The sequence below is a fragment of the Rhizobium sp. BK377 genome, assembly GCF_014193935.1.
Classification (GTDB): domain Bacteria; phylum Pseudomonadota; class Alphaproteobacteria; order Rhizobiales; family Rhizobiaceae; genus Rhizobium.
The window spans coordinates 1,029,735-1,042,116 of record NZ_JACIAC010000002.1; the positions used below are offsets into that span (position 1 = coordinate 1,029,735).

The following is a 12,382-nucleotide window of genomic DNA, read 5'->3' on the forward strand; positions in this document are numbered from 1 at the left end:
TTCGAGGGGCGGCCGGGTCGGCGGTCACAACGAGTGGATTCGCCATCACCAGTAGCGCGACTGCGACGATCTGAGCGTAGCGAAGTATTCGACCAAGTTTCATTCGGCTGGTTTTCCCTTCCGTCATAGAACCGAAGGGCAGTAGAAATGTTCCAAGGACCGATGATCTGGGCCGATCCCAGCCGAGGAGAAAGCGTTAACCGCCTTCGGCTAGTCTGCGTTTTTCACGTGGGAGGGATGGATGAAAGGCGGCTATTCGCTCGCCCAGATAGGACTTCACTGGCTGATCGCCCTCCTGGTGCCGCTGCAGTACCTGACGGGCGGCAGCATCGAAAGAACCCACCATGCCGTCCACATGGGCATGGAGCCGTCGTACTGGGACACAGTTCAGCACCACCTCCACAACTACGCTGGAATGGCGATCGGCCTGCTTATGGGCGTGCGTCTGGTTCTTCGTATCATGCAGCCGCCCCAGACAAGCGCGCCCGGCACGTGGACGGGGTGGGCAGCAACAGTGCTTCATCACGCCTTCTATGCTGCGATCATCGCGCAGGCCTGCATGGGATTCGTCGCCAGCTACTTCTGGTTCGGGATTGCGCCGTATCATGTCGCGGGGTCGAGGATCATCCTGGCGATGGTCGCACTGCACCTCGCCGCGGCTGCCTGGCACACGCTCATCGCCCGTGACGCGACAGTCGATCGCATGGTCTTCCCCCGCAGGAAGCCGTCAGCCCACGAACTGCAAAGTGGCCAGCGTTAGAACGACATAGCGGCCCGTCTTGGCGACGAACACGAGGATGGTGAACGGAAGCAGCGGCTCCCGGAGCACTCCAGCGACAACCGTGAGAGCGTCTCCAAAGACCGGCATCCAGGAAAGCAGCAGCGTCCACTTCCCGTATTTCCTGTACCAGCGGGACGAACGTTCCAGCGCCTCCTCCCCGACCGGAAACCATCGCCGATCCCGGAACCTTTCGAGGCCCCGGCCGAGGAACCAGTTGAGGATGCTTCCAAGCGTGTTTCCGACGCTGGCCACGGCGAGCAGAACCGGGACGGAGAACTTGCCTGTGAGAAGAAGGCCGACGAGCACGGGCTCCGACTGCATCGGCATTATCGTCGCCGCGCCAAGAGCGGCAGTGAAAAGGCCTGCATAGGACGCAAGATCGATCATCATCAAAAAAGAACAGCCCGTATTGACCTTGCCAGTGTTGGAAGCCCTAGCTTTGCACAACGTGATGTTCGCGCCACATAAAGGACTCGAACGTCGACGAGACATAGCTCCTAATTGAAATCGCGCGGCTTTGCATGTAGCTCGTTGGGAATGGACAGAATGTACCGAATCACAGTGAGCAGGCTGCTCGTGATGATGCGGCTGGTGATCATCGTATCACTGGCCGGGTACTCGCTGTCGAACGCCAACGCCGCGATGCACGGATCCTCGTTCCCCGATCTGAAAGCCGTCGTCTCGGACGTGACACCGTCCCATGAAGACCACGACATGGCTGAGGCGGCCGATTACGGCCACTCGCATGGGGATGTATCTGATGACGGCGATGATGCTTCGAAGCTCGTCAAGCAGGAATGCTGCAAGGACTTCTGCGGCGGATTGGGGATAATTTGTGAAGGCCCCGACGTCGGCGGACCCGTCGTGACCTCGATCCGGCAGTTCGCCGACGACCGTACGACCCTCGGCGAACTGCCGGATCTCCACCGTCCCCCGAATATCTGATTAGAGACGCACCCGCTTGACCGGGTCCAGTCGGTCGCCTGCCTTCATCCTGGCGGGCGCCTCCGTAGGCTATCTCTTTCTCGGAAATTCACAATGAAACCCTCGCTTTTCGTGGTGGGGCTGCCGCTTCTTGTCGGCGGCTGCGCATCCACGCTTCCTCCCGACGTGGTGGCGTCCTCCGCCGCGATCGAACAGCCTTCCGCGCGCCCGGTCGGATTCCGGTCGCCGATCTCGGGCTACGTCGCCAGGCAGCCCGTCGATCCCAAGCCGTGGCGTAGACAGAACGATCTGCAGTCTCCCGCGAAAGGAGACGCCTCATGATCGGCCTTAAGAAACTGACAACGGTGCTGGCATTCCCGCTGGTACTGAGCGGCTGCGTCACAGGCACCGAGTACTCCGGCAAGGAGGCAGGCTTCACCACCGTTTCCAACAAGACCGCCATTGCTACGGCGAAGCAGACCGTCTGGATCCAGAACCAGAGCCAGGCCAGGTCGGCGTCGGCGCAGGTCAAAAGCCTGCTCGCTCAAAAGAAGTCCCTCGACGTGGAGACGGCGGTCCAGATCGCCCTCCTGAACAACAAGGGACTCCAGGCCGCCTACGCCGATCTCGGCGATAGCGCGGCGGATGCCTGGCAGTCGACGATGTTCATTAACCCGACCGTCTCCATCGGAACGACGGGCATGGGCACCCCGGAACTGGAGGCGTTCAAGACCATCGAGGGGATGATCACGACCAACATCCTGGCGCTCGCGACCAAAAACAGGGACATCGCGATCGCCGACACCCGCTTCCGCCAGGCGCAGTTGGCCGCGGCCGTGAGAACGCTCCAGGTCGCCGCCGACACGCGGCGTGCCTGGATCGGCGCGGTGGCGGCCTGGGAGAACGTCGGACAGCTCCAGCGCGCCCAGGCGACGGCGGACGCAGCCTCGGAACTCGCTGAAAAGCTGGGCGAGACAGGCGCGATGACCAAGGGTGCCCAGGCCCGCGAGCATGTGTTCGTCGCCGAACTCGCCGGAGAGACGGCGAAGGCCCGACTGGCTGCGCGGCTCGCCAAGGAGGAGCTGACCCGGCTCATGGGCCTTTGGGGCTCAGACCTTGATTACCAGGTTCCAAATAGCCTGCCACCGCTGCCCAAGTCCGTCGTCAAACGGGACACCATCGAGGCCGAGGCTCTGAGGAACCGGATCGACCTTCAGGTCGCGAAACTCGAACTCGAAGCCACCGCCAAGTCCTACGGGCTCACCGAAGCGACCCGCTACGTGACCGACCTCGAAATCCTGACCGGTTTCGAAACGGAACGGGAAATCGAGGACGACGAGAAGAAGACCAGGACGACCGCCCAGGTGGAACTGGAGTTCGCGATCCCGATCTTCGACACCGGCAAGGCGCGGATGCGCAAGGCCGAGGTGGCATACATGCGGGCGGCGAACCTGCTGGCGGAGAAGGCCGTCAACGTCCGGTCGCAAGCCCGGTCCGCCTACGAGGCCTACCGCTCGAACTACGACATCGCGCGGCACTACCGCAATGACGTCGTGCCACTTCGCACCAAGGTCGAGGAGGAATCCCTGCTGACCTACAATGGCATGATCTCGAACACCTTCGAGCTGCTGACCGACACGCGCGACAAGATCAATTCCATCCTGCTCTCCGTCAACGCCAAGCGCGATTTCTGGCTCGCCGAAGCCAATCTCGCCCCTGCGATTTACGGCGGCGGCGCGACTAACGCGTCGGCAGAGACCGAGGTCGCCGCTGCTTCCGAAAGCAGTGGTGGCAGCGGCCATTGAGAAAGGAACCCACCATGTTCAACAGACGACAATTATTCGGTGCGAGCGCCGCCCTGCTGGCGGCGGGTGCCTGGACAAAAACATCGGCGATGGGCCTCCCCGACGCTCCGACAATGGAATCGGCGGACATGCAGCCGCCGCTCCATCCGACCTCGGGTCCGGACTACCAGCCGGTCGTCACCCTTAACGGCTGGACCCTGCCCCACCGGATGAACAACGGCGTGAAGGAATTCCACCTCGTCGCCGAGCCGGTCGAACGCGAGATGGCCGACGGCATGACCGCATACCTCTGGGGCTATAACGGCCAGTCGCCCGGTCCGACGATCGAGGCGGTCGAAGGCGACCGCGTGCGCATCTTTGTGACCAACAAGCTACCGGAGCACACGACGATCCACTGGCACGGCATGATCCTGCCGTCGGGCATGGATGGCGTCGGCGGATTGACGCAGCCGCACATTCCGGTCGGCAAGACCTATGTCTACGAGTTCGATCTCGTGAAGTCGGGCACCTTCATGTACCACCCGCATTCTGACGAGATGGTGCAGATGGCGATGGGCATGATGGGCTTCTTCGTCGTCCATCCGAAAGATCCGAAGTTCATGCGCGTCGACCGCGACTTCGTCTTCCTGCTCAATGCCTACGATATCGATCCCGGCTCTTACGTGCCGCGGATCATGGAGATGACCGACTTCAACATGTGGTGCTGGAACAGCCGGGTGTTCCCGGACATCAGCCCTCTCGTGGTGTCGAAGAACGACAGGGTGCGGGTGCGGGTGGGCAACCTGACCATGACGAACCATCCGATCCACATGCACGGCTATGACTTCGAGGTGACATGCACGGATGGCGGCTGGGTCCGGCCCGAGGCCCGCTGGCCGGAGGTCAGCATCGACATCCCCGTCGGCGCTATGCGCGCCTACGAGTTCGACGCCAAGTACCTCGGCGACTGGGCGATCCACTGCCACAAGTCGCACCACACGATGAACGCGATGGGGCACGACATTCCGACCTTCATTGGAGCTGACAAGTCGAAGCTCGCCGAGAAGATCAGAAAGCTTCAACCGGAATACATGCCCATGGGCACCAAGGGCATGGCCGACATGGGCGAAATGGAAATGCCCATACCCGAGAACACCGTTCCTATGATGACCGGCTGGGGGCCGCACGGCCCAATCGAGATGGGCGGCATGTTCTCGGTCGTGAAGGTCCGCGAGGGCATCTCGGCGGACGATTACTCCGATCCGGGTTGGTACGAGAACCCGCCCGGGACGCAGGCCTGGGAGTGGACCGGCGAACTGCCGGACGCGACCAAGGCCAGAGACGCGAAGACGCAGATCACGCCGAAGCCGACGAACGGCTGAGGCTCGATATCTAACACTCAAAAGGATCTATGCATGAAGAATTATCTATTGGCACTGGCTCTCGCAGCGCTCGCAACTCCCGCCCTTGCCTCCGGCAACCATGCCGGCGGTCACGACGAAAAGATGGCTGTCGGGGAACCCGGCGATAAGACCAAGGTGACACAGACGGTGCGCGTCACCATGAAGGAAACCGACGACGGCAAGATGTTGTTCACGCCGGCGGTCTTCAACGTCCGCAAGGGGCAGACCATCAAGATCGCGATCAAGAATGCCGGAACTGTCGACCACGAATTCGTGCTCGATCAGGAAGATAAAATCCTGGAGCACAAGAAGGTCATGGAGAAGTTTCCCGAAATGGAACATGCCGACGCCAACTCCATCCGCCTTCCGGCAGGCCAGTCCGGCGAGATCGTCTGGAAGTTCACGACCGACGGCGCATTCAAATTCGCTTGCCTGATCCCCGGCCACTACGAAGCCGGCATGCACGGCGACGTTACCGTCGCTGGGAAGTAACCGAAACCAAGGAGACAAAGAGATGAAGATCGCTATGAGACTCGGCCTTGCCGTTCTGCTTTCGGCCAGCGCGGCCTTCGGCGCGTTCGCCCAGGAATTCACCAAGGGTGCAGTCACCAAGGTCGACGCCAAGTCGAAGAAGGTTACCATCAAGCATGAAGACCTGAAGAACCTCGACATGCCCGCGATGACGATGGTCTTCCGCGTCGAGGACCCGGCTCTGCTCGAGAAGCTGAAGGAAGGATCGAACGTCGAGTTCGTCGCCGAACGCGTGAACGGCAAACTCACCGTCACCCAGGTGAAATAATCCTGATGGGTGGCCGGGCTCCAGGGTCCGGCCTACCTGCTCCTGACCAATCCGACACCTCAAAATCGGTTCCATGGATCATAAGACACCCTTTGGAGAGGGAGATGCTGCCCGCGAGATTCGTTCTACTTCGCTACGGTTTGTCGTCCTTCTGATCCTCTTCGCCAATCTGGTCTTCGGCGACAGCCAGTCCAGCTTCGCAACCCACGTGAGCGTAGCCCTCGTCTATCTAGGCATCAGCGTCGCGTCGATCGTGACCGCCACACGTTTCCCAGCACGAGAAAATCTGAAGGCAGGCTTTGTCGCGCTCGATGCGGTGCTGGTGGTCGTCGTTCTCTATGAACACATCCTCGCCAGCCCGATCACCGACAACCACACTCTCACGACATCCAGCCTGGTCGTCGCATTTATTCTCCTCAATCACATCGCACTCAAGCTCGACCACCGTCTGATCGTGCTGTTCTCGAGCATCGTGGTGGCGTGCTGGCTCACGATGCTGGCGATCATGGCCTACCGACACCATGCAAATGCGGCCGGTTCGCTGCTGGGTAATTTCTTCAGCCAGGACCTGGTTCTGACCAGCAGCTTCGGATTCACGGCGCTGGCAGTTTATCTTGTCTCGCTGGACCACGACCGCACGCGCAGGCATGCGCTGAAGATCGAGGAGCGGCGCATGAACCTGTCGAGGTTCTTCTCACCAACCGTCGTTTCAGATCTTCAGGATGCAAGCGCAGTTCTCGATCTTGAACGTCGAGACGCGGCGATCATGTTCGTCGACATCAGGGACTTCACCAGCTATTCCGAAATCGCCGATCCCCGCGAGTTTGCGCGTGTCCTGGCGGAGTATCGTCGGGTCGTCGCGGGCACCGTATTTGCCTATCGCGGCACGGTCGACAAGTTCATCGGCGATGGCGTGATGGCGGTGTTCGGGCAACCGAAGCCGCAGCCCGACGATGCCTCCCGGGCCTTGGCATGCGCAGTGGAACTGACCGCAGCACTCGACGGCTGGCGCCTTTCCAATTCCAAACGCGGCAGTCCGGCGTTGGCGACAGGTGTAGGCCTTCACTACGGCACGGTCATCGGGGGCGTCCTCGAAAGCGGCTTCCACGACGAGTTCACCGTCATCGGCGACGCAGTGAACGTCGCTCAACGGCTTGAGGCGCTGGCGAAGTTCCTGGCAGTCCCTCTGGTTGTCTCCGTCGATCTGTTGCGCAGGATTCCCGGCGAATTGAACGCCCGCCGCTGGCACCGACAGCAGGCAGTCAAGCTCACGGGACGCCGCGAGCCAATCGACATTGCCTATATTCGAGCGAACTCCACTTCGACGGCGCAAACGCAGGATATCTATGAAACCGGCGGCATGCAGAGCGACTTCCAGGTTCTCTTACCAACTATGCCCTGCCTCCGCCCATCGGAGAGGGAACCCTTGCCGTCGACGACACCCGGGCGGGCTGACACTTGACCCGCCTTTGATCAATTGAACTATTTCGCACCGCCACTCAGGAAACCGGAGCGTTGCATAGCGCTGCCCAGAGATCGTGCTTCCAGTCACCGCCGGACGGGATGGAAACATCTACCGGATAGTCAACGGCGCTGATCCTCACCATCGCGGGGGCAGCGCAGCGGACGCTTACTTGATGGCGTCCCCCATCGCGATAGAGAACGGCTCCCCCATGGTCGGCTTCGGAAAGCGTGATGATGGCGTCGAAATCGAAGGCGGAATAGCGGGAAGGTCTTCCCTCAGCGATACTGAGGCTCACGGATCCGCCATCGCCGAACGAGGCGGTGTGAAACACAGCGTGGCCGGAGGCGGAAGATATTGACGTCGGCACGACGCACAGGATCAGAGTGAAAAGAATTCGGCGCACTTCCGCCTCCCACGGTCAATGCAGCGCAATGATCCTAGCACATCCGCGCGCGCACCGCGATCACCGCAATGCCGGGATCACCTGGGTACATGGGATGAAGAATCCTCGAACAGGCTCCTGCTGGTTGTGCTGGATACAGCGAGGACGAACGCCTTCAACAGTTCGCTCCTGTGGCTTCAGCGTCTGATTTCTCAGTTCAGCATGGTTCAGTTAGTGTCTTCGATGATTTCGCTGCCGTCATGGGTGGGCAGGGATCGATACCTCGCCGCTCGTGATTGAGCGTCGCGGTCGCTCTGAAGTTTGCTGTCTCGAAGCCCTTGCATTGTAGCTCACGGCGAAGGTTGTCCTCGGTACGTGATCTGTCGCACTTAGAAGCATCAAGGCACCGCTCTCGGGAATCGACGGAACTTCCGACAAGGCCGCAATCGCATCCGGCAGCGGAGCAATCGAAGCCGTGACGATCTCGTCTGTCTCATTGGGAATTGCCTCGCGCTGCGCGAACGTCGGCAGCGGGATTTTCTCGTCGGCGGACGCTGTAACGTCCCCCGTACACAGTAGCGGTGTCGGAAATGAGGTCGTTCAGCGCCTGGGACCCCGGCGGCATTTTGGAGGGCACCAGACTTGTCAGCAGAATGCTTTCAGGAGGACGCGCGGAAGGGACTGGCGCTTTGATCAGGGCAAGCGAGCTATCAGGACCTGCCACAAGAGCCGTCGCCTCTTTCGCGGCAGGCGCAGGCAATGCTTCGGTCGCCTGCGACCTGGCATCACCTTGTTCCTTTGCATCCCGATCCCCGAACAGGTTGCTCAACATGCTGCCTCTCGACCGCTTCGCGTCCTGGGCGGCACTGGCAATCTCAACTGACGCGACTGAGCCTCGACGCTTGTATTCGGCTACTGCGAACGCATATCCAGGAAGAGTTCTGCCATCGCTCGCGATATGAAGTGTCTTGCCGTCAGGGAACAGTCTGGCCAGCTCCTGATAGCTCATTCGGGGCCAAGCTCGAATTCGACCAACATCGACATGGACGAATGGGGAGCCGGAGGTCGGATAATACCCTACGCCCCCGCCCTGCGTCTGCATCGCAAGGCCGCGAAGTGTGGCAAGCTTCACCCCAGGGATGAAGAAATCGATTGCCTTGCCCTGTGTATGCTGACTTTCTTTGGCGACGCCCGAAGACCGGGTGCGGAGCATGGCATTGGTACCAGGCGACCGATATCCGGAAACGACGTTGATGTAGTCCGTAGCCCCACTTCGCCTGTACATTTCCCATACGATGTCGAACAGGCGCGGGTCCATGTTGATGGTTTTGTTCTGGCGCCAATCACGCAAGAAACCATTGAGCTGTTTCAGGCCATAGGGATCAAAGACGCCATTTCGCTTGAACGTAATAATCGCCCGTTCGCCTGTATGGCCGAAGTAGAGCTTTAATGAACGCTCTTCGGCAGCAACGCCTGCTGCGGAAAGGCTCCATACAGCGCTGGCACACCCGAGAGCCGCACAAGTTCTTATTGTCATGCGTCTCACAAGATCGAACGTCGTGCCCGGCACCCGATCTGCGTTTCGCCACGTAACACTGAACAAGGTGCGCTCCTCCAGTCCGCAGCGCAAAGTCAATGCTCGCGGCTAAACTCGATAAATCATGGCCTCCTATTGTTAACGAGCATGGTCAAAAAATGGTTAATTCCAGGCCGTGCTCCCGTTTGGCTCCCCACGCGGGCGCGCACACAGATGAAGCGTCCTTGAATAGAACCCGTACTGCGCCTCGTTGCTCGATATGCTGAGGACGGACGTCTTCGACAGTTCGCTGTCGAAGAGCGAGAACAGCATCTTCCGGTCATCCTCATTGAGGTGACACAGGGCTTCGTCGCTGACGACCCATTGGGGTCTGTGAACGAGAAGCCGGGCGAAGGCAAGATGCTGCTGCTCGTCGACCGTCAGATCCTTGTCCCATCGAGCAACGCGGTCGAGGGAAGAGACAAGATGGTCGAGGTTCGTTCGTCTCAGTGCACGAGCGAATTCCTTCTCCTCAAAGGCGGAAGGTTCGGAGGGGTACGCCAGAACCTCCCTCAAGGATCCGGGCGGCACGTATGATCTCTGCGGAAGGAAGATGGTGGTCGTCTTTGCAGGCCGGCGGAGTAGGCCGGTGCCCCACGGCCAGAGCCCGGCGAGCGCACGGAACAACGTGCTCTTTCCTGCACCCGGCCTGCCGATAATAAGGACGCGCTCTCCCGGCTGGAGCGCCACCTTCGATTCCTCAAGGAAAATCGCGCGGTCAGCCATGTCGATGACAATATCCTCGATAACAAGCGTCGGTTCGTTTTCCAGCACGGCGATGCGGTTCTGCGACGGAGCGGCCTGGTCCAGTGCGAGGAGCGCCTGGCGCAGGTCCATAACGCGCTGAAGCGTGGCCAGCCAGTCTGCTATGTTGCCGATATTGTCGACGTACCACCGCAGAGCCTGCTGAACCTGATTGAAGGCTCCGACGACCATCATCAGCTCCCCGAAGGTGAGCTGGCCGCCGAAATATCCTGGCGCGGCGACGACAATCGGGGCCACGGCCGCGAACCATCCGTATCCTGCCGTAACGCCTGTCAGCCGTGTCGTCACGTTGGCGAGCCGCCGCGTGACGCCGATCACGCCCTCGAATTCGCGTTCAAGCCGTTTCCGTTCGCCTTCTTCGCCGCCGGAGAGCGCGATGCCGTCCCTGGATTCGCTCGCCTGCATAAGTCCGAATCGGAATTCCGCCTCACTGGCATAGCGGGTTGCATTGAGACCTGTCAGCGGACGACCAAGGCGCCAGCTCAGCCACGACCCCGACGCCGCATAGATCAGGGCCGCCCAGACCATAAAACCTGGAATCTGGAAGCTGCGTCCGCCGACTTCGAACATGAAGCCGCGGGAGAGCAGCCACAGTACGCCGACGAAGCTCAACAGCAGCAGCGTGGACTGGAAGATGCCGACGGCAAGGGCCACTGTGAGCTCAGTGAGGCGTCTGGCATCCTCTTGAACTCTTTGGTCGGGATTGCTGCCGACCGGGCCTGCGCCTTCAAGAAGCACGGCCCTTCGGGGTAAGAACCACTGAGCCAGCAGATCGCGGGTGAGGCAGTCACGCAAGGCGATCTTCGTCCCCTGATCGAACCATGTCTGCGCGATGTTCAGGGAAATGAGAACCCCGGCGACGACGACAAAGACGACGAGCTGGTGACCGAACGAGGCAAGATCCCTGTTTCTGAGCGCGTCGAAAAAGGGCTCGTTCCAGGCGTTCAGCCGAAGCTGGCCGATTGTGGTCGCACCGACGATGAAAGCCAAACCGAGGGCGAGCAGAAGAAGTTTGTAGCGCCCCGGCGAGCTACGGACAGCGTCGCTGTAAGCCCGGAACTGTCGCGCTGCTCTGGGCATACTGGCGGTGGATGGGAGTAAAGACTGGTCCTGAGACATGGTGCTTAGATCTGGATGGCCTGGATCCGGTTGATGAAGAGGACGTGTGCGGCTTCGGAGGCGCCGGTCACGACCGATCTCCGCTTGCCGACTTCGTTGTGGATGGCACGGCAGTAGAAGAGACTGATGACTGTTGGTCATTCGAGACCAGCAGCCGAGGAATACCAACGCTTGCGACGAGTCCTCCAAGAACGGCCACCGCCGTCAGCGTGAAGGATGCATTCGGCACGAGCGTCAGGTTGAAGAGAACACCTCCGGCTGCCGACCCGGCGGCCTGACCGAGACTGGCGGACGCGGTCTGCCAACCGAGCTCGACGCCCTGCCGTTCTCCGGCACTCATCGAAATCCAGTAGGTGACAACTGGAGAAAGAACGCCGGCGCTGGCCGCGATCACGGCCACCACGACGGTCATGCTGATTTCTGACAATGCGAAGGGAACAGCAGCAACGCCTGCAGCAAGTATCGCCAGCGCCGGCGTCAGGAGCCAGCGCGTAGCCTCCGGCCTGACGAGCGGTGAAAAGACGACCGACTGCGCAACCAGCATCACAAAGCTGCATTCGGTAAACATCAGCCCTAGCCGATAGGTGCTCATACCAAGGCTCTGAATGCCGCGCAGAGACAGGCCCACCTCAAACGCCCCTACAGCCAAGGCGGTCACAAAGGAGACCGCCAGCAGCCGAGGCAGTGCGGCCCGGCCTCCCATCCCTCTCGCATCCTGCCTTCGAACCGAGCCACGCGCCACCTTGCCGGGCACGAATGACAGGATGAGGAAGGCCACCACAACCGCGAAAGCCGAAGTAGCGAAAAATGGTGAACGGGAAACCGCCGCCTCGCCGAGGCCCGGCAAAGCGATGCGGACGCCGGAGACGATGAACCCTCCCATCATCGGCCCGACAAGGAAGCCACTGGCTCCCGCGATGTTCAAAAGCGCGAACCGATGGGCTCGCCATTCCTTCGTCGGAGCACGGTCTCCGACCGCGTAGGCGGCCGGCGCGATCGCGGAGGCGAACGCGCCATTGAGGAACCGACCGAGATAAAGCGTCGGTAGCGTTTCCGCCATGGCGAACAGCGCCAGGGTGGAGGCAAAGCCCGCCAGTCCGGCGACGATCATTGGACGTCGCCCGTACTTATCCGCCAGCCGTCCCCACAACGGAGCGAATAGGAATAGCGCAAGAGTGTAGATTCCCGTGAGCACGCCGGTATGCCGCGACAGGACGGCCGTGTCCGATGAGTCCACAATCCTGGCGATCGTGGACGGGAGGATCGGCAGCAGGAATCCATAGCCGAGGGCGATCGCGAACATCGCCAGCAGCAACGCCGCCATTGATCGCGTCCGCAACGGCCGAAAGGCAAACTCGTCGATCCTCTTGGTCATGGTCAGGGA

The 12,382-nt window shown here is 60.8% G+C and carries 13 protein-coding genes; 8 read left to right on the forward strand and 5 right to left on the reverse strand.

The window, feature by feature from the left end; genetic code table 11:
• Positions 1 to 241: 241 nt before the first annotated feature.
• Positions 242 to 760, forward strand: coding sequence for a cytochrome b (locus FHT92_RS13855; RefSeq protein ID WP_183741292.1), 519 nt, complete (start codon positions 242 to 244; stop codon positions 758 to 760).
• Here the strand turns inward: FHT92_RS13855 and FHT92_RS13860 are convergent.
• Complete coding sequence (locus tag FHT92_RS13860) at positions 728 to 1,168, reverse strand: YqaA family protein (RefSeq protein WP_183741854.1); 441 nt, start codon at positions 1,166 to 1,168, stop codon at positions 728 to 730. The two genes, FHT92_RS13855 and FHT92_RS13860, sit on opposite strands and share 33 nt — an antisense overlap.
• A gap of 159 nt (positions 1,169 to 1,327) precedes the next feature.
• On the opposite strand from FHT92_RS13860, the gene FHT92_RS13865 reads away from it, so the two are divergent.
• The 7 genes from FHT92_RS13865 (at position 1,328) to FHT92_RS13895 (ending at position 7,153) form a co-directional block, all read left to right on the forward strand.
• Positions 1,328 to 1,726 (forward strand): hypothetical protein, encoded by a 399-nt coding sequence (locus FHT92_RS13865; protein ID WP_246715086.1) that lies wholly within the window; start codon positions 1,328 to 1,330, stop codon positions 1,724 to 1,726.
• A gap of 93 nt (positions 1,727 to 1,819) precedes the next feature.
• Positions 1,820 to 2,047 carry a hypothetical protein gene (locus FHT92_RS13870; RefSeq protein ID WP_183741296.1) on the forward strand — a complete coding sequence of 76 codons (228 nt, stop codon included), beginning with the start codon at positions 1,820 to 1,822 and terminating at the stop codon, positions 2,045 to 2,047.
• Positions 2,044 to 3,510, forward strand: a complete 1,467-nt coding sequence (locus tag FHT92_RS13875) for a TolC family protein (protein ID WP_183825910.1) — start codon at positions 2,044 to 2,046, stop codon at positions 3,508 to 3,510. Before FHT92_RS13870 ends, FHT92_RS13875 begins: the two co-directional genes overlap by 4 nt.
• A gap of 14 nt (positions 3,511 to 3,524) precedes the next feature.
• On the forward strand, positions 3,525 to 4,871 hold the full coding sequence (locus FHT92_RS13880; RefSeq protein WP_183825913.1) for a multicopper oxidase family protein: 1,347 nt from the start codon (positions 3,525 to 3,527) through the stop codon (positions 4,869 to 4,871).
• A 33-nt stretch (positions 4,872 to 4,904) separates the two neighbouring features.
• Positions 4,905 to 5,384 (forward strand): plastocyanin/azurin family copper-binding protein, encoded by a 480-nt coding sequence (locus FHT92_RS13885; RefSeq protein ID WP_183825916.1) that lies wholly within the window; start codon positions 4,905 to 4,907, stop codon positions 5,382 to 5,384.
• A 22-nt stretch (positions 5,385 to 5,406) separates the two neighbouring features.
• Entirely contained in the window at positions 5,407 to 5,691 is a 285-nt protein-coding gene (locus tag FHT92_RS13890) for a copper-binding protein (protein ID WP_183825919.1), read from the forward strand.
• A 73-nt stretch (positions 5,692 to 5,764) separates the two neighbouring features.
• Positions 5,765 to 7,153 carry an adenylate/guanylate cyclase domain-containing protein gene (locus FHT92_RS13895; RefSeq protein ID WP_183825922.1) on the forward strand — a complete coding sequence of 463 codons (1,389 nt, stop codon included), beginning with the start codon at positions 5,765 to 5,767 and terminating at the stop codon, positions 7,151 to 7,153.
• Between the two features lie 37 nt (positions 7,154 to 7,190).
• Here FHT92_RS13895 and FHT92_RS13900 read toward each other — a convergent pair whose 3' ends face one another.
• From FHT92_RS13900 to FHT92_RS13915, 4 genes are all read right to left on the reverse strand, one after another.
• Positions 7,191 to 7,559, reverse strand: coding sequence for a hypothetical protein (locus FHT92_RS13900; RefSeq protein ID WP_183825925.1), 369 nt, complete (start codon positions 7,557 to 7,559; stop codon positions 7,191 to 7,193).
• 472 nt (positions 7,560 to 8,031) lie between these two features.
• Positions 8,032 to 9,141 (reverse strand): DUF882 domain-containing protein, encoded by a 1,110-nt coding sequence (locus tag FHT92_RS13905; protein ID WP_246735254.1) that lies wholly within the window; start codon positions 9,139 to 9,141, stop codon positions 8,032 to 8,034.
• A 96-nt stretch (positions 9,142 to 9,237) separates the two neighbouring features.
• The gene (locus FHT92_RS13910) at positions 9,238 to 10,959 is read right to left on the reverse strand and encodes an ABC transporter ATP-binding protein/permease (RefSeq protein WP_183825928.1); all 1,722 of its coding nucleotides are present in this window, start codon (positions 10,957 to 10,959) and stop codon (positions 9,238 to 9,240) included.
• Positions 10,960 to 11,065: 106 nt separating this feature from the next.
• Positions 11,066 to 12,373: an MFS transporter gene (locus FHT92_RS13915; RefSeq protein WP_246735259.1), complete on the reverse strand. Its 1,308-nt coding sequence runs from the start codon at positions 12,371 to 12,373 to the stop codon at positions 11,066 to 11,068.
• Positions 12,374 to 12,382 lie beyond the last annotated feature (9 nt).

What these genes read in the sequence shown, in the direction of transcription:
- FHT92_RS13885 (WP_183825916.1), top strand. Translation starts at nt 4,905, where the DNA reads ATGAAGAATTATCTATTGGCACTGGCTCTCGCAGCGCTCGCAACTCCC.
- FHT92_RS13875 (WP_183825910.1), top strand. Translation starts at nt 2,044, where the DNA reads ATGATCGGCCTTAAGAAACTGACAACGGTGCTGGCATTCCCGCTGGTA.
- FHT92_RS13870 (WP_183741296.1), top strand. Translation starts at nt 1,820, where the DNA reads ATGAAACCCTCGCTTTTCGTGGTGGGGCTGCCGCTTCTTGTCGGCGGC.
- FHT92_RS13890 (WP_183825919.1), top strand. Translation starts at nt 5,407, where the DNA reads ATGAAGATCGCTATGAGACTCGGCCTTGCCGTTCTGCTTTCGGCCAGC.
- FHT92_RS13865 (WP_246715086.1), top strand. Translation starts at nt 1,328, where the DNA reads ATGTACCGAATCACAGTGAGCAGGCTGCTCGTGATGATGCGGCTGGTG.
- FHT92_RS13855 (WP_183741292.1), top strand. Translation starts at nt 242, where the DNA reads ATGAAAGGCGGCTATTCGCTCGCCCAGATAGGACTTCACTGGCTGATC.
- FHT92_RS13910 (WP_183825928.1), bottom strand. Translation starts at nt 10,959, where the DNA reads ATGCCCAGAGCAGCGCGACAGTTCCGGGCTTACAGCGACGCTGTCCGT.
- FHT92_RS13895 (WP_183825922.1), top strand. Translation starts at nt 5,765, where the DNA reads ATGGATCATAAGACACCCTTTGGAGAGGGAGATGCTGCCCGCGAGATT.
- FHT92_RS13860 (WP_183741854.1), bottom strand. Translation starts at nt 1,168, where the DNA reads ATGATCGATCTTGCGTCCTATGCAGGCCTTTTCACTGCCGCTCTTGGC.
- FHT92_RS13915 (WP_246735259.1), bottom strand. Translation starts at nt 12,373, where the DNA reads ATGACCAAGAGGATCGACGAGTTTGCCTTTCGGCCGTTGCGGACGCGA.
- FHT92_RS13880 (WP_183825913.1), top strand. Translation starts at nt 3,525, where the DNA reads ATGTTCAACAGACGACAATTATTCGGTGCGAGCGCCGCCCTGCTGGCG.